Source organism: Galbibacter marinus (assembly GCF_000300875.1).
Taxonomy (GTDB): Bacteria; Bacteroidota; Bacteroidia; order Flavobacteriales; family Flavobacteriaceae; genus Galbibacter; species Galbibacter marinus.
In genome coordinates, this window is sequence record NZ_AMSG01000010.1 from 106,219 (window position 1) to 123,613 (window position 17,395).

Consider the following 17,395-nt stretch of genomic DNA (forward strand, 5'->3'; position numbering starts at 1 on the left):
CTTATGGTTAAAATAGGAGTCTTAATTGTGGTTGAATTAAGACCCCTAGTAATTCCTCGGTCTTAAAGTGCTTTAAGCTCAAGATTTACATCAGCCTCATTACCTGAACATCTTTTAGCGTCAAGTGCAAAAACTGAAGTCTCAAATCTGTCTTCCAATTCAACTATAGAAATAGAAGAAATTAAATTTGGTGTTTTCATTTTAAAAACAATTAAAGGTTAAACATTAGGTAATTTCATTAACGAAACTACCAGATTAAATAGCCTAGAGGCTGGTAATGGGTGTTGTACACCTTACAGTGAAAGCGTAACATCCGCACGGTTGTTATTACATCTATCAAGATCTAATGACAACACAGATGTTTCGAATCTTTCTTCTAACTCTACGATGGAGATAGAAGACAATAATTCTTGATTTTTCATCTATTAATGAATTTTGGTTAAAAAATAAACGTATATCTCCAAGGAGACTCTTAAGGCTATGCGTTCATTAGATAATGAAGCATTGTACTCTACTTTCGTAAAGAAGTAAAGGGATCATTATTATTTATAGTTTATCCATAATGTTTTGCTCTTTACACCAAAAGGGATATTCATTTTCCTTTTGTAGATAATCGTACTTGTTATGGCTAGAATGATAGTCAATGCTCTTATTAAATTTGCGGTCCATCCTCCAAAGGCATTATCTGAGACACCGTACATATTCCATGATAGATTCATGAAAAAATGTAAGCCTACAGGAACCCAAAGATTGAAACTCCACTCCACGTAGAGCCATGCAAACAAACCAGCACCTAAAAAGGTTGTAACAAATATCCCTACTAAATCAAAAAGATGTTCGCTTTGGTATGAGTGTAAACTAGCGAACAGCATGGCTCCTATTATTAAGGAAGGGAAAAATCCAAGTCTACTATTTTTGAATAATTGCCCAAAGAAAAATCCTCGATAATATAGCTCTTCAAAGAAAGCAGCAAAGAGGCAACTGATTATAAAATCCTTTAGTGTTAAACGGATTTGGAAATCGTTGACAAGACCAAAACCAATAATCATTGGCAAAGAAAAAATCAAGGAGACCCAAAGGCCTTTTATAAAATTCCCACGTAATCCAAGCGGTGTAAAAACGGTTTTGTTGTTGGTGATAAAAACAAAAAGAAATACGGGAATCCCTATCATTATATAGGTTAGAAAAATACTGACCATTTCCAGGTTGAAAATGGCATGTATGTATTTGTAGATGCTTGAAAAGAATACTTTATCTAGAATAAAATAAAAGCAAAAACTACAAAACAATAAAATGATATAATGATATTTAATGGATTTCAACATCTTAATCTTCTGTGATTACTTGTTGTCATTTAAGGCAACTGCCGCTAAATTGGCCAATGAATTAACGTTGATAAAAGTTTCTTCATTAAAATCTGTGGGCGGGATATCATACTTCTCCGATAGTATGGTTGCGACCTCTAGAATGACCAAGGAATCTTCGATAATTCCGCTTTCAGGATTCTCTTCGGTACCAAAGAAACTTTGGTCATCTTTAATGTCCTGTGGACTCATGTCAAGACGAAGCACATCGATTAATACTTTTTTAATTTCTGTTTTGATTGAAGCTAAATTGTTTTCCATAATCTTTAAATATTAATTCCGTTTTTTATTAGTATACTAGACATATTACCTCCAAAAGCGAAAGAGTTGGAGATGGCATATTCAAAAGGTCTTTCTATTGCTTGATCTGGGATTGCAATAGTATCCGGATATTCTAAAAAATCATTTCGCTCGACATTTATATTGGGTGGGATAAAACCTTGGTTCATCCCCATGATAGTCGTAGCTAGTTCTACAGCACCAGCGGCTCCGAGACAATGTCCCAACATACTCTTGGTTGAGCTGACATAAAGCGGTTCTTTGGAATTGCGCTCTTGAGCTAATAAAGCGATACCTTTTAATTCACTGGAATCATTGACTTTAGTAGCCGTACCATGTGCATTGACGTAATCGATTTGATCCGCGTGGATATCAGCTTTGTCTAAAACATTTTTCATGCATTGGTAAACTGAACTACCATCTGATTTCAGTGAGGTTGGGTGATATCCTTCATTAAAAAAATGATATGATACTACTTCAGCGTAGATGGTCTTCCCAGCTTTCTTAGCAGATTCTAAATCTTCTAATACGAAAAAGGTTGATGAATCCCCTAACATTAATCCTTCTCTGTTTTGTGAAAATGGTTTGCAGTTGGTGGTCGATAAAGCTTGCAAACAATTAAAGCCTGTGAAGGCCAATTCCGTAAAGATATCTACTCCACCAGCAATAATCTTAGTTGCCTTTCCTGATCGTAACATGTCAAGCCCTCTTCCAACGGCATTTGTACTTGCAGAACAAGCGGTAGATATTGTACACATGGGTCCGTTAATTCCAAAATGATCCGCGATATCTCCTGTAATTGTTTGAGCAGAGTTACTAGATAGCTCTAACAAATCATCAGGAATCTCATGGTTCAGAACGTACTGTTTAAAGAACTCAGAAAATGTATGGCTCGCGCCGATAGATGTCCCTATTACTAGTGCTGCATTGGAGATTTCTTCATCACTGAGTTTAGCGTCTTGGATTGCTTCAGCTATACTGTGAATTCCACAACTGATCTGAAGTGTTTTATCATCCTTTGCAATTTTTTCCAATACCTCTTTATCTAAGACACATGCATTGGTATTTCTGTAAATTGGATGTTCCGTATTAAATAATGTAATCGGTTTAATCCCAGATCGCCCTTCTTTTATACCCTTAGTGTGACTCTGGGTGTCTGTTCCCAAAGCGCTCAGCACTCCAATTCCAGTAATTACTACTCTCTTTTTATCCATTTCGCATTAATTTATCCAGATATTCCTCCATCTATAATAAGCTCCTGTCCGGTCATATATTCCGGTGCAGTTGATCCGAGGTAAAACACAACATTGGCAACTTCATCGGCATATCCCATCCGTTTGTAAATGCTATTTTCAATTCGGAGTTTGTAGTATTTCTCAGGGATATTCTGTACACTTTCAGTTTCTATAAAGCCTGGAGCTACAGAGTTTATAATGATTCCCATGGAACCAATTTCTTTGAGTACTGATTTGGAAAAGGCATTCACTGCAGCTTTGGCAGCTGCGTAAGGAGCATGTCCTGGATTTCCTTTTAATCCTGAAATAGAAGTGATGTTGACAATTCTTCCTTCTTTCTTTTTAATAAATATAGGAAGGATTTCACGTACAGAATTCACCACAGATTTTAGGTTTAATTCCATGATTTCCCAGAAGTATTCATTACTGCAAAACAAAAACGGAGCAGTTTTTCCATGTCCACCTGTGTTGTTTACTAAGACATCAATTGCAGTGAATTCATCTTTGTTTTCTTTAAAGAGACTTTTTACCTCCTGTACATTAGACATATCACATTGGAATGCTACAGCTTCAGGACAACTAAATTTATCTTTGATGGTGCTCACTAATTCATGGGCTGCATCCTTATTTGACTTATAACTGAAATACACTTTAAAACCGTGCTCAGCAAATTTTAGGCAAATTGCTTTTCCGATTCCTCTTGAGCCTCCAGAAACAAATACGGTCTTATGGTCGTTGGTCATTTCTCATTGTTTTTAGCATTAATAATGTGTTGCTGCCACCTACAGAAAAGGTGTGCGTAATACTTGTAAATTCTTCATTTCCCTTTAGGGAGTCTAAACTGATGTTTTTTGGAGGATCCCTAAGTACGACGGCGTCTTTTAATACATTAGCCAAACGTCCTTTAGTGTGAGCCAATAGGGTGGACACTAGGGTGCAATTATTCGATCCTGATAAACCTTCCCCAATAGAAGCCTTGGAGTTACCATAACTGAACTCAAAAGGCAGATCTGATAGTGCTTCCCATTCGTAGGATTGTATATGCCATGGCAGACAAGCAGATCCGTAAAAGAGTAATGGATCTTTGTCTCTAATTTGGTTTTTATTTAAAAGTTCGATCAAATTACCCTGAAGAGAATCAGTGGATCTTTCAAAGATTACTTTGCTTGAACGTTGATCTCTAAACTGTTTGTAGTCCACAATTTCAGCATATATTTTGGCTCCTCTTTTCTGGGCAGATTCTAAAGATTCGATAACAACAAATGATGCAGCCTCACTGAATATCGATTGATCCTTTTGATTGTCATTGATCAAGTGTTCGTATACCGATGTTCCATTTGGAGAAACTAATCGTGCTTTCTTATCTGCTAGGTATATATTTAATTCTGTGATTTCATCTACTCCTCCACATACGATAATGTCCGTATGGTCATTGTTGATTAAATCAACACCATAGGTAACGCTTTCCTCCCCATATACAAGAGAACCTGGCCCTTTAAGCCCTAATATTCTTGAAATATCACCAAGAATGCTGTTGGAAGTTGCTTTAGAGAAATTAAATGGACTGACCCTGTCAGGTCCTTTTTTATACAATTTAGAAAGATAGGACTGTATGGCTGTGCTGGCACCGAGTGTCGTTGTGATTACAAGTCCTGCCTTTTCTGTAAGTTCTTTATTTTCTAGAAGACCTGCATCTTTTAAAGCGTTGATGCAAGCTAAAAGTCCTATGCTTGAATATCTATTAGGAAAAGGTGGTCTTAAAGAATCAATTTGTTGTAAAATATCAAATTCTGGAATCGCACCAAAATATTGCGGACCCAAATGCTCTGATTCCCAATCTTCTTTCTTGGAGTATGCTAGTTTGTTGTCAAAACTAGATTCAAAATCCTGATTAGACAATCCAAAAGGACTCACAATACCCCAACCTGTTATAACTATTCTTTTATTCATGTTAAGAGAGCACTAATTCACTGTGACAAACCAATTTACCATCCATATGTATTTCACAGTCGAACACAAAGAAAGCCATCATCTTATGTTTGAATTTTGCGGAAATTTCTATAAGCTGATCCGGTTTTACCTCTTTTGAAAACGAGGCATTTTTAACTTTAACAGCTCTTCCCATAATCATCGGAAATCCAGGGGTGGTTTCTGCAGATATGCGTAAGTACAACCCACAGGTCTGAAACATACTTTCCAAAAGAATGACTCCTGGAGTAATTGGATTCCCCTGAAAATGACCTTGGTAAAAAAAAGCCTTTTCATCAAAAGAGGTAGTGGCTTTAATCCATTTTCCAGGTTCAAAGTCAGTGATTTTATCCACTAATGACATAGGCTTATCATGTGGAAGGATATCTTCTGGTTTAGGATACGTTTTTGTAGTTTGCATAATCAATTGCTTTTTTTATCGAAATTTCTTTAATCAAAATGGTTTTTGGTTGGCCTTGATAACAAAGCACACAATGATAATCTTTATGAATATGAATGTTTTCGGTTTTGATTTTGTTTAACTGAAGATTTTCTGGTTGAAACTTCCCTAGACGCTGCCCCGTTAATTTCACAATTGCTTCTAATCGACACCAATCGTCTAATTGGTTAATGTGGAATAGCTTCCCATATACTTCATTGGCAAATTCAAAGCACTTTCTAGGAAGGAAGCGCTTAAATTCAATATCGATACCAATAGGATGATCTGAAATAGCACAGATTACTATTTCCTTGGAATGTGAGATGCTGATATGGAATGTATCTCCCCAACTTATTGGTTTACCATGCTGATCATATTTGAATTGTAACTGCTGTTGGTCTTTAAAGAAATAATTAAACAGAATCCTTGAGAGTTTCCCAGAATAGGACACCTGAAGCTCTGATTGCCTATGGCCATAGAAGACCATTACCGTATCCTTATTTAGAAAAGGTAAATTTCTCATGGTTGTCTTTTATAATTAAAGCTTGCATTACCGTAGGGCTAAATCGTTCCTTCAAACGTTCACTGAAATGAACGCTACTATCTGTATAACTGCGTTTGTTTCTAATTAACCCCAATTGTAATTGCGCAGTTTCATCACGATGAATATTTACTTTTAACAGGCCAGGTATTTCCTCAAATAGAATGTCTTCGATTTGAAAACGCCAAAGTTCACCTGTAGCCTTAAAATGGTCAGTTGCCCTACCTAGGATATAATATTCATTCTGTTGTTTGAACACAATATCACTAGTTTCCAACCTAGTGGATGCCTTATGGTATTGATGTGTGCCTATAAGGTAACCCAAGAAAGCTGAAGGAGTTTTAATATGTAAATAACTGCTGACTTGTCCCTGGTAATGTCCTATCGCACTACCAGTAGATAATTGTACATTTCCTATTGGAGTTCCTATGTAATTTGGACGAAAGGCATGGACTTCCTCATAGGCTAATGTATAGGTGGACACCCTCGGACCAGCTTCGGTTATACCATATGTTTTATGATAATAAGTACATGGGAATTGCTTTGTGAACTTAACAAAACAGTTTTTGCTCAGATACCCTCCGCCTATAGCAACAAACTTAAGGGGGGCAAATTTCAAATGACTTTGATAAGCGCTTAAAACGCGAACAAGAGTTGGGGTTATAAAGAAATTTGTCGGTCGGTGTTTTTTAAGGACATCATTTAGGTAAAGTGGAATAAAGCGATTTGGCGCTAGAATAATATCAGCTCCTGCAACCAAATGAGATAAAAACTGTCCAATTAAACTATAAGAATAATATATTGGTAAGCAGATTAGAGTACGATCCTTTTCATTGATCCCTAGTGCTTCTATGTTTGATTTTATATTTTGAAGAACCCCAGCTGCTCGACATTTAATTATTTTTTTGATTCCAGTAGAGCCCGAACTAGTTAGTAAGAGCGAACAATCTTCAGTCATTGGAGTGTCCAACTGAGATTCGTTGATTCTCAGTTCTCCAAAAGGTGTGTCAAAAGATCGGAAATAGTCATCGGAAACACTTAAAAGACTTTGTTTTTGACCTATAATTGCAAAATAAGTGATTTCATTTAGCAAGTTTGGTTGGTTCTTAGACACTTCAAGAATTAGAGGTATCCCTTTTTGTTCCAAAATAAATAGGAACAACACCACCAAATCCAAAGAATTCTCATAAAAATCGAAAACAACTATTTTTTGCTCGAAATTTACGTTGTGAAACCTTCGTTTGAGTTGAGCTATAGCAGAGCAAACCTCTTGATATTTTAAAGTTTTATTCTCCTTTACATCTATAATCGACGACGATTTGAAGTGGTTAAGGGCATATTTTATTTCACTAATTAAACTCATCTTAAGACAGCCTGTTTAGTTCCATAAACTTATTCATGAATTTTTGAAATGATTCTTCGAAGTCTTGTTCTTCGATTTCTTTTGTATTTTCCGTTAAATAGGTGTAATCCTGCATTAAATTATTGGACAACCCAAGTCCGTATGGAATGTTTTTTTCAATCATAAACCTCAGAAATACAATTTCATAAGATTTTTGCTGTTCTACTATTGTGTCCATTGCTTCTTTATAAGTATTGAGAAGCTCTATTTTCTTTAAGGGATTTAGCGCAATCTTAGCCTTGTATGCAGTTGCAACTGCAGAATAAGCTTCTAAAAGAGGGGTGGTCTTTTCTCTGGATTCGAGTTCCTTTATAAATTTTTTTATTTCTTTTTTGTTTCCTTCTCTACAGTTTGAAACTAGTTGTCTTATATTCTTCATGATTTGTGGCTATAGTTATCAAATGTAATTAATAACCTAAATTATATAGTTCTTTACATGTTAAAGTAATTGTTAATAAAACGAGCCTTTAAGGTTAATACGATGATATTAATCTTTTATGGCTTTCCGTAAAGTAGTTAACGAGAGTGCAAATACAATATTGTGTATCGGTGCATAAAAGTTTAATATTTCCTATTTTATTGCACTAAAATTCTAAAATAATCTTGCTATTTTATGAATAATTAACCAAATTGTTACTGATGTCTTATAGTTATCATAATCCAAATCTTACGATAAAATTGAATTTCTACATCTTTTTTTGAAGTACACATCAAGCAAAAAAAAAGCTGTTAAAATGGTTCTTTCGATAAACCAAGATAACAGCTCTTAAACGTATTAAACTAAACTAACTAACTATTATAAAAATATGTTTGTATTATCATCTTTATTTATTGTAATTCTGCGATGCTATAAATCGCAAAGCCATTAGCTGGAACTTCAAGTTGGCTAACACCTTGGTCATCAACAGTGGCTACAAAGGGGGTGTTATTACTGTAGTCAATTAATATGGTTTGCTTCCAATTGGTGGTCACCGAGCGTCTTTTGACAGTTTTCGAATGGTTGATATACAAAACTAGTCCAGGGTTGTCTCCCTCTCCATCTCTTCTCATGATGTATTCATCGCGGTCTACATAGAGTATTTGGGTGGGTCCAACTGCTAAGCTATTATGTATTTTAATTAATTGTTTAAGGGGGGGCTTAAAGTCTAGGTTTTCGTAATCCGAATAAAAAATGGTAGGATAACCAGGATGTGTTAAAATATACGCATAGGCCTTTAATTTATTTTCAGGGTCTATGTTATTATCCTCATTTGCATCCTTTTCGGTATCGTGATTTGCTGTAAAAGTTACAGCTTTATCTGGATGAGTCTGCCATAGCATGTCCTTATCCAAATATGTAAGATCATTAAAGCGATCTAATGCTTCTTCAAGTTTATAAAAAGTAGAAAAATCAAATACACCACTGCCTGTTTCATCCACATATTTTGATAATACGCTGGCATTTCCATCCCATAATTCACTTACGGAAAATCCACCAACCTCAGTGAGCCATGCTTTCACTACCCATGGTTCATACCCCAGAACATAGTCAAATCTCCAACCATCAAATCCCATGACATTTTTGTAATATTTTGCCACGGAGTTTTCGGATTTCCACAACCAATCCTGAACATAGGTTTGATTGTGATCTAAATTGGTTTCCTCATAAAATAGACTTCCATCGTCATAATTACTAGTACTATTTGGGTAGAAATTCTCGTAATTTCTATTAAACATCCCAGAGGCATTACCGTGGGTTTGGTCAAATAGGGTATAGGTGTCTTTTTCGCGATAAGGGTTGTACTCTAGGCCGCCACCTGAATTATGATTTATCACAATGTCAGCGATTACTTCTAGATCCAAATCATGCGCCTTAGAAATTAAGGTCTCAAGTTCTTTTCTACTTCCAAATCTTGTGATTACAGTTCCATGTTGATTGTACTCTCCGAAATCAAAGTAATCCGAAGGGTCATAACCCATAGAGTAACCACCTGATTGTCCTTTAGTAGCCACAGGTAACCATATTTTTTCTATCCCACTCTCACTCCAATCAGTAAGATGATCTGTTATGATGTTCCACCATTGTCCACGAGGTTCAACATCCCAATAGAAACTTTGCATCATCACTCCCTGACCACTTGAGTAATTCTCTAAAATAATAGGAGTTATCACTACATCAGTCGGGGGGGGATCCACCTCAGGCTCCCTCTGTGGCGAGTCATCGCTAGAACAACCGATACAAAGCAAGGTAAGTAGGATACTTAAAAAGTGTATTGTTTTCATATTTTGCTTTTAGATAAAAAAAGCCTGGTACATTGACTTTTGTACCAGGCTTGATTTATGTGGTTAATTATTGTTGAGGGATCAAAATATAACGTCCATCAAGATCGTTAAACCATATATTGTAAGTTCCAGCAGCTACTGAAATATCTGGATCATTATCGTTGAAACCTTGACCACTTAGAGGCGTAGAACCTCCCCAGCTATTTTCCCATTCATCCTCAGCTCTGAATTTAACTGTACCATCAGTAAGTTCAATGCCTTCAATTACCCAAACGTGTGGATCAAATGCTGTAGGTGTGAGATCTTGGTCTACATCCCATCCACCAGCTGTTGCATCACCTAAAATTCCAATAGTGGTATAAGATGGTGCAGCGGAAGCATCATATGGTTCAAAAGTGTAAGTCATATCTTCTTTGTTTACAGTGAGGCTGAAATAGCCATCAGTAGCTACAGGAAATGCAGAAGGATCTGTTCCTAGTATAGCAGTACTGCTCAGTGCTCCACTATCATCGAGTCCCCATTGTGAAGGCCAGTCTCCCAGGACCTCTAAAAGTTTAAATCCTTCAGTTTCGGTAGTTCCTGCAAATCTACCTGTGAAATTAAACATTAGATCGTTTTCTCCATCTCTAAATAATGGCGTATTGTTATTGTTTGCATCCCAACCAGCTGCAGTAACATCACCAACTAGGTACATTTGTGGTTTCATTTCAACTCCACCTTCACCTTCACTTGCCTCAATAAGTACTACCGCAAGAGCGATTACAGGAGATAATTGCTCAGTGTCTCCTCCTGCATTACCTACATAAGCTTTCACTCTAAAGTAAAGTGAACCTGTATTAGGAGCATCTGTTTCTGGATCGTTATCCAAACCAGCTTGACCAGCTAGATTTAACAGATAATCTATGGTAACTCCATAATTAGTTGCAGTTAGCTCCCCAGCTACAACTTCCTGAGCTTCAAAAGACTCTGTAGTTGAAGCTTGAAGTTCGTATTTTACTGGAGATGGTACACCAAAGTCAGTCGCGTTCCATACAAAACGTTCTGCTAGATTATCCTTGTTAGCTGCATTTAGCGGATAGGATTCTAAGAGGGTATTTTCAAAAGCGATGCCTTCTGGGTTGGGCTTAGCCACAAATGTGAAATCATCGTCCTCGGAACATGCGTTAAAACCTAGGACAGAAAGTAGGGCGACGAATATAAATATTGTTTTTTTCATCAGTTTATTTTTAGTATTAGTAACCTGTATTTTGAGTTAGATTAGAGTTGATAGAAAGTATATTTGAAGGTAAAGGGAATAAGACTCTATAATTATCTACAGAGGTTCCATTTTTAACTCCACCTTTAAATGGCCATAAATAGCTTGTTCCAGTATAATACCCGTAACGGATTAAATCAGTTCTACGTTGACCTTCCCAATACAACTCTCTTGCGCGTTCATCAAGAATAAAATTTAATGTAACATCACCAGCTGCGATGTTTCCACTTGAATTTCCGTAAGCTCTTGATCGTAATTGGTTAATTAAACTAGCGGCTGTATTAACATCACCACCAGCGCCACCTCTTACCACAGCTTCTGCATAGGTAAGGTAAATCTCAGCCAATCGAATTAACGGTAAATCAGTGTCGGTAAATTCACCTCCAGCATCACTACCTGGGTTCCCTTGTGAGTCTACATTCTTGAATTTAGAAACCGCATAGCCATCTGTAAATGTATTTGCAATAGTGTTGATCTCATAAGCTTGACCATCGGTATGAAACATTGCTCTACCATCATTCCATGCTACTGGGTATCCATCTCCATTGCTCGCAGAAATTGAGCTTGCAAATTTGCTAACTAAAGCACTAGTAGTACGGATACCATCCCATCCACCGTTAACACCATAGACTGCAGGATCCATATTTCCACCAATTGCTGCGTGAATCAGAAATGTTGTTCCACCATAGGTACGAGATTGATTTCCATCAAAGTTAAGTGCAAAAATGAATTCGTTTTGCGCTCCGTTAGAATTGTTATCCGCCAGGAATAATTCATCATAAGCATTACCATTTTGATTTGCATCAGTGGTGTTAATGCTATAAGAAGATTGAATTACTTTGTTGGCGTAGGTAACAGCTTCTGTGTATAATTGCTCACCTGTCCAAACTTCAGCATTTAAGTACAATTTAGATAGCAATGCCCAAGCAGCAACCCTGTCAACTCTACCATATTCATTTGCTTGGCTTTCTTTCAATTGGTCTTGAATCTCTAAAAGCTCAGCTTCCACAAATAGGAAGATTTCAGTTCTTGAGTTCTGTAATGGTAATTCTGTTGAAACTGCCGTTACAAGTGGTACATCTCCATAAAAATCAATCAAGTTGAAGTAAGCGAATGCACGTAGAAAACGAGCTTCAGCAATATATGTTGCCACTTCAGGATTTTCAGTGAGTTGTTCTGCATTTGAAATAAATGAATTACAGAAAGAAACTTCCTGAGCAAGACGATAGTACATCGCAGTAGAAAAGTCATTACTGGCATCCCAACTCATTTCATGAAGATTGGGAAGTCCTGGGTCTCCCCAACCTATCACTGCATTATCAGTTGTCAGCTCATTGAGATTAAATAACATCCGGCTGTATTGAGAAGTTCCCTCATCGATACCCGTAATATCTGGTTGTCCTGCAGGACCCGATTGCCCAGTCAATGCCAAGGAAGCATACAATTTGGCTAGTGCACCTTTTGCATCCTCAGCAGTAGCGAACACATTTTCTTCTGTGAAGCTATCTGGATCAATGCTAGGATCAACATTGAGATCGTCATGACAGCTTGTAAAAACAGCGCCTGTAATGACTAGGCTTAATAATATCTTATATGTTTTTTTCATGTTGTCTTTTTTAAAAATCTAGGTTAACTCCAAATACAAACGATCTTGGTCTTGGGTAGAAATTGTTATCAATACCACCGTATATTTCAGGATCTAAACCGTCATAATCTGTGATGGTAAGAACATTTTGAACCGAACCATAAAGACGTAGGCTCAAATCAGCATCGATAAAATCTCTAAGGGTATATCCAAGAGTAATGTTGTCTACTTTAAAGAAAGACGCATCTTGTATATAATAATCACTTTGTAAGTTTACCTCCGTTAGAGTGTTAAATCCTGTGTTGAAATAATCTGTATGTAAGTTTGTAAGAATGCTATTTTCTCTTGATCTCAATCCGTAAGTTTTACTAGATGCCATGTTGTTGTAGGCATAGTTTCCTAAGTTTGCTCTAGTAGCAACTGATAAATCCCAGTTTTTGTAGCTTACGCTGGTATTGAAGCCCATGATGATATCAGCATACGGATCATTGTATAGGTAACGGTCATCATTGTTAATTTGATTGTCTCCGTTTCTATCTACAACCGCTCCTTCTATTGGGCGATTTTGATCATCATAAACTTGCTTATACACCCAGAAACTATAAGGAGCATAGCCTTCTTTGTGTAATTGGATGTTGTTTCCAGTACCTCCGTTGATTCCACCAACTTCTACCTCATCAGGTAAGTTCGTTAGCTTATTATCATTAAATGAAATGTTATAACCTACATTCCAGGTAAAGTTTTCAGTCTGCACTGGAGTAGCATTGATTTCAAACTCAATACCTTTGTTCTCCATATCTCCAATGTTCTTATCAATAGCATTAGAGAAGTTGGTAAACGGATCAACAGTAACCCAACTAATTAGATCTTCGGTTTTCTTAATGTATGCGTTAACAGATCCTGAGATTCTGTTGTTAAATAATCCAAAGTCTATACCTGCGTTTAGGGTATTTCCAACTTCCCATCTTAGGTTCTCATTATAAGCCTCAGGACGGTACGTTTGGTAAAAACCATTTCCTAATTGGTAATTGGCGTTGGATTGACTCTGTGTATATCGTGTCAGGTATAAATAGTCACCTAAACCTGATACGTTACCGATCTCACCATAACCAACTCTGAATTTTAAGTTATTGATCACTTCTGAATTTTCTAAGAATTGCTCGTTGTTGATGTTCCATGCAAAAGCGAACGATGGGAAATAACCCCAACGGTCATCTGGATTCAACTTCGAAGAGGCATCCGCTCTAAGGGTCGCCGTAAATAAATAGCGGTCATCAAAGCTATAGTTTAATCTTCCAAAATAGGATAGTAATACGCTCTCCCATCTGTCGATAAAAATAAAATCATTTCCATCTTCTTCTGCCTCGCTATCATAGCTGTCGTTGTCAAATTCGAAGCTTTGGTAAGAATAACCTGCTACAGCATTTATGGAGTGTACATCATTGATGTCTTTGGTATAAGTAAGATATGCATCAAATAATTTGTTCGTTGACTTGTTTGAGTATGTACCTAGAGAACCATTCCAGTCATTTTGTGAAGATGGCATCTCAATAGGAATAATTGTTCTTCCATTACTGTCTGACTTGTCAATACCAACATTTACTGTTGCTGTTAAGTCAGGAAAGAAATGTAGTTGATAATCTACCTTTGCATTGGCGATTAAACGTCTTACCTCTGCAGTATCATCTTTAAGATCAACTAGAGCTACTGGGTTAGTCGGTGCCAAGCTGTTTTGTCCCCCTTGAGTATTTAACCAAGTAAAATAATTGGCAAATGGAGAATTTTCATCATAGATCGATTGCGTAGGATCGAAATCTACAGCCGCTCCGATGGCGTCTCTGTTACCAAAAGAGTTTTCAGTGTACGAACCACGTCCGTTTAATTCGATTTTTAAATGACCATCAAAAAACATTGGACGAAGGTTAAGAGACCCTGTGGTTCTAGCGAAATTATCACCTTTTAAAATACCACTTTGATCTGTATAACCTAAAGATGCTCTTACTGGCATAAAACCTTTAATGTTACCTGTTGTACTAAAGTTGTGATCAAAACCAATGGCTTGTCTATATATTTGATCTTGCCAGTTGGTGTTGCTATTTCCTAAACGTGAAATGGCAGCTTGATCTCCAGAATTTTGAATTATGGTTCTGAATTGATCTGCGTCCATAACGTCAACGAAATCCGTTGGGTCATAAACTGTAGTGGAAGCAGCATAGTTAAATTTAAACTCTCTTCCTTTACCTTTTTTAGTGGTAATCATAATAACCCCGTTAGCAGCTCGTGCACCGTAAATTGCAGTTGCCGAAGCATCTTTTAATACGGTCATACTTTCGATATCGTTAGGATTGATAAAGTTCAGTGGGTTTCTACTCCCTCCAATATTACCATCGGCTAAGGGAATACCATCTACAACATAGAGTGGATTACTACTCAAAGAAAGAGATCCTTGACCACGAATAACGATGTTTTGACCCTCACCAGGAGCTCCACCACCAGAACTAATAGATACACCCGCTACTTTTCCTTGGATTAATTGTTGGGCAGAAACAATTGGCCCTTTGTTAAAATCCTCCGATGTAACTTGATCCACAGCACCTGTAACATCTTTTTGGCTTACTGAACCATATCCGATGACTACCACTTCTTCGAGTTGTTCAGTGTCTTCTTGTAAGGTTACATTTAACCTCGTTCCACTTACGGCTACTTCTTGGGGGGTAAATCCGATGTAAGAGAACTGTAGTACAGTTCCGTTTTCCGCTTCCATCTGAAAGTTACCATCAAAATCCGTAGAAGTACCTTCGGTAGTTCCTTTAATCACTACGTTCACTCCTGGTATAGGAGTTCCTGTCCCTGCATCAGTGACTGTTCCTGTAACAACCTGTTGGGAGAATGCTCCCAGAGGTATCAGGAAAGCCAGCAGTTTTATTGTCTGAATTAGCTTCATAGATTGTTTGAAAAAATTAATTAAGTGTTAGATTTATTTTTACTTCTCAAGGTAAAACAACTGTAAAGTTTAGGTAAAGTTTAAGTATACGCAAATCTCAAGTGCAGCGAAATCGATTTAGTGTTCACAAGTTTTTACATTTTAACAAATACCTAATCAGGGGGGTAGCGTTCTTTAATTCCTTTTAAAGTTAGCTTTTTGATGATAAAGATTCAAGTGTAAGCTTTAAAAATTAGTTAGATTTCTAGAGATTTAGTCCTTATTTTTGTTAAATTACCACTTAAGCATAAAGTAATGAAGAAGAAGATTACCATGAAAGAAATTGCGAGAGAACTGGATGTGTCCATTTCTACAGTTTCTAAGGCATTGAACAATAGTCCTGAAATTAGTCAGGATACTATAGATAAGGTTCAAGCGTTCGCAAAATTCTACAATTACAAACCTAACAATATAGCCTTAAGTCTTAAGAATAAAAAAACTAAAAACATTGCGGTAATTATCCCGGAAATTGTTCATCATTTTTTTACTTTAATTATCAGTGGTATAGAACAAAAGGCTAATGAGTTGGGATATAATGTTATCGTGTGTCTTTCTAATGAATCCTTTGCCAAAGAAGTCATCAATTTGGAAACTATGGCCTCCGGAAGTATCGATGGGTTTTTATTGTCGCTTTCCAAAGAAACCATGGCTAAAAAAGATTTCCATCACTTAAGGGAGGTCATCAACCAAGGAATGCCACTTGTCATGTTTGACCGTGTTTCTGATGAGATTTATTGTGATAAAGTCATTATAGATGACGCTCGTGCTTCTTATAATACAGTGAAGCACTTAATTTATTCCGGCTGTCAAAGAATTGCACTACTAACAACTCCTGATTACGTTTCGGTTGGGAAGCTAAGAACTTTGGGTTATAAAAATGCGCTGAAGGATGAAGGTATTGAGATTGATGAAAACCTTATTGTTAGGGTAGAAACAGTAGAAGAATTAGATGGCAAAGTTAAATCCCTATTTGATACTGAAAAATTTGATGCCGTTTTCGGGGTGAACGAACTCTATGCTGTTGTTGCGATGCGTGAGGCTCATAGTAGAGGTTTAATTATCCCTCAGGAAATGAGTTTCGTTGGTTTTAGTGATGGTATTTTATCTAAATATGCCTACCCTAGCTTAACAACAGTTGTTCAACACGGCTTCGAGATGGGGCAGAAAGCTGCTAAAATGCTTATTGACCGCCTGGAAAGTGACCACACAGATGACTCCTATAAAATGGAGGTTATTAAAACATCGATCTTGCAACGAGAATCTACGAAACCTGTTTAGGGATTTTACGAAAAAGTTTCGGAACTCCGCTTATATGAAGCTGTTAAAATGTTAAGCTCATTAATTAATGCTTTGCCAGTATCAAAAAAATTGTATCTTCGCCCTGATCAAAACTTATTTTTACTTCTCAAAAATAAACATAAGTAAGTTTTGATAAGTCGTAGCGCTTATCGTATTAAGAATTAACAAATTACGATAATGAAAAAGCGTATTTTAGGATTCTGGGAGATATGGAACATGAGTTTCGGATTTCTAGGAATACAATTCGGGTTCGCCTTACAAGGTGGATTTATGTCCCGAATATTTCAAACGCTGGGTGCAGATAAAGAGAGTCTTCCGCTATTGTGGATTGCTGCTCCTTTAACAGGTCTGATAGTCCAGCCTATCATTGGGTATTTAAGTGATAAGACATGGCATTCTAGACTAGGTAGGCGTCGTCCTTACTTTCTAATTGGTGCTATTTTGAGTTCATTTGCCTTATGTTTAGCTCCGCATTCTTCGGCATTGTGGATGGCAGCTGGTTTCTTATGGATTTTAGATGCCTCCATTAATATAAGTATGGAACCCTTTAGGGCCTTGGTGGCGGACAAATTACATGAATCACAACGATCCTACGGATTTGTGGTTCAAGCGCTCATTATTGGAGTAGGTACATTAGTGGCAAGTAACTTACCTTGGCTGGTTAATATTTTAGGAGTGAGCAATGAAGCGGCTCCTGGAGTAGTGCCCTTATCCGTTAAAGTAGCCTTTGGTATTGGGGCAGTAGTTTTTATGGATCAAGAACAATTTCTGGGTTTTTACTAT

At 37.0% G+C, this 17,395-nt stretch carries 16 protein-coding genes; 2 read left to right on the plus strand and 14 right to left on the minus strand.

From position 1 onward, the window contains the following. Nucleotides 1-62: 62 nt before the first annotated feature. The 14 genes from I215_RS16175 to I215_RS09145 all read right to left on the minus strand — a co-directional run bounded on the left by I215_RS16175 (nucleotide 63) and on the right by I215_RS09145 (nucleotide 15,274). Complete coding sequence (locus I215_RS16175; RefSeq protein ID WP_156800246.1) at nucleotides 63-200, minus strand: hypothetical protein; 138 nt, start codon at nucleotides 198-200, stop codon at nucleotides 63-65. Nucleotides 201-542: 342 nt separating this feature from the next. Further along, nucleotides 543-1,172 carry a CPBP family intramembrane glutamic endopeptidase gene (locus I215_RS09085; protein ID WP_051009177.1) on the minus strand — a complete coding sequence of 210 codons (630 nt, stop codon included), beginning with the start codon at nucleotides 1,170-1,172 and terminating at the stop codon, nucleotides 543-545. A 168-nt stretch (nucleotides 1,173-1,340) separates the two neighbouring features. Next, nucleotides 1,341-1,625 (minus strand): acyl carrier protein, encoded by a 285-nt coding sequence (locus tag I215_RS09090; RefSeq protein WP_008991667.1) that lies wholly within the window; start codon nucleotides 1,623-1,625, stop codon nucleotides 1,341-1,343. A gap of 5 nt (nucleotides 1,626-1,630) precedes the next feature. Next, a complete protein-coding gene (locus I215_RS09095; RefSeq protein ID WP_008991668.1) occupies nucleotides 1,631-2,857 on the minus strand; it encodes a beta-ketoacyl-[acyl-carrier-protein] synthase family protein in 1,227 nt (408 codons plus the stop codon). An 11-nt stretch (nucleotides 2,858-2,868) separates the two neighbouring features. After that, nucleotides 2,869-3,621: an SDR family oxidoreductase gene (locus tag I215_RS09100; RefSeq protein ID WP_008991669.1), complete on the minus strand. Its 753-nt coding sequence runs from the start codon at nucleotides 3,619-3,621 to the stop codon at nucleotides 2,869-2,871. After that, nucleotides 3,605-4,828 carry a beta-ketoacyl synthase N-terminal-like domain-containing protein gene (locus tag I215_RS09105; protein ID WP_008991670.1) on the minus strand — a complete coding sequence of 408 codons (1,224 nt, stop codon included), beginning with the start codon at nucleotides 4,826-4,828 and terminating at the stop codon, nucleotides 3,605-3,607. Before I215_RS09105 ends, I215_RS09100 begins: the two co-directional genes overlap by 17 nt. 1 nt (nucleotide 4,829) lies before the next feature. Continuing rightward, a complete protein-coding gene (locus I215_RS09110; RefSeq protein WP_008991671.1) occupies nucleotides 4,830-5,267 on the minus strand; it encodes a 3-hydroxyacyl-ACP dehydratase FabZ family protein in 438 nt (145 codons plus the stop codon). Further along, entirely contained in the window at nucleotides 5,242-5,808 is a 567-nt protein-coding gene (locus I215_RS15720; RefSeq protein ID WP_008991672.1) for a 4'-phosphopantetheinyl transferase family protein, read from the minus strand. Before I215_RS15720 ends, I215_RS09110 begins: the two co-directional genes overlap by 26 nt. Further along, nucleotides 5,783-7,189 (minus strand): AMP-binding protein, encoded by a 1,407-nt coding sequence (locus I215_RS09120; RefSeq protein ID WP_008991673.1) that lies wholly within the window; start codon nucleotides 7,187-7,189, stop codon nucleotides 5,783-5,785. Before I215_RS09120 ends, I215_RS15720 begins: the two co-directional genes overlap by 26 nt. Nucleotide 7,190: 1 nt before the next feature. Continuing rightward, on the minus strand, nucleotides 7,191-7,607 hold the full coding sequence (locus I215_RS09125) for a hypothetical protein (protein ID WP_008991674.1): 417 nt from the start codon (nucleotides 7,605-7,607) through the stop codon (nucleotides 7,191-7,193). A 449-nt stretch (nucleotides 7,608-8,056) separates the two neighbouring features. After that, a complete protein-coding gene (locus I215_RS09130; RefSeq protein WP_008991675.1) occupies nucleotides 8,057-9,490 on the minus strand; it encodes an alpha-amylase in 1,434 nt (477 codons plus the stop codon). A 67-nt stretch (nucleotides 9,491-9,557) separates the two neighbouring features. Further along, complete coding sequence (locus I215_RS09135) at nucleotides 9,558-10,706, minus strand: SusF/SusE family outer membrane protein (protein WP_008991676.1); 1,149 nt, start codon at nucleotides 10,704-10,706, stop codon at nucleotides 9,558-9,560. A 16-nt stretch (nucleotides 10,707-10,722) separates the two neighbouring features. Beyond that, on the minus strand, nucleotides 10,723-12,351 hold the full coding sequence (locus I215_RS09140; RefSeq protein ID WP_008991677.1) for a RagB/SusD family nutrient uptake outer membrane protein: 1,629 nt from the start codon (nucleotides 12,349-12,351) through the stop codon (nucleotides 10,723-10,725). 10 nt (nucleotides 12,352-12,361) lie between these two features. Continuing rightward, the gene (locus I215_RS09145; protein WP_008991678.1) at nucleotides 12,362-15,274 is read right to left on the minus strand and encodes a SusC/RagA family TonB-linked outer membrane protein; all 2,913 of its coding nucleotides are present in this window, start codon (nucleotides 15,272-15,274) and stop codon (nucleotides 12,362-12,364) included. A 294-nt stretch (nucleotides 15,275-15,568) separates the two neighbouring features. Between I215_RS09145 and I215_RS09150 the strand changes: the two genes are divergently transcribed. Together I215_RS09150 and I215_RS09155 are read left to right on the plus strand one after the other, a co-directional pair. Continuing rightward, nucleotides 15,569-16,591 (plus strand): LacI family DNA-binding transcriptional regulator, encoded by a 1,023-nt coding sequence (locus tag I215_RS09150; protein ID WP_008991679.1) that lies wholly within the window; start codon nucleotides 15,569-15,571, stop codon nucleotides 16,589-16,591. Between the two features lie 198 nt (nucleotides 16,592-16,789). Next, nucleotides 16,790-17,395, plus strand: a 606-nt coding sequence (locus I215_RS09155; RefSeq protein WP_008991680.1) for an MFS transporter, incomplete at its 3' end; no start/stop codon positions are given.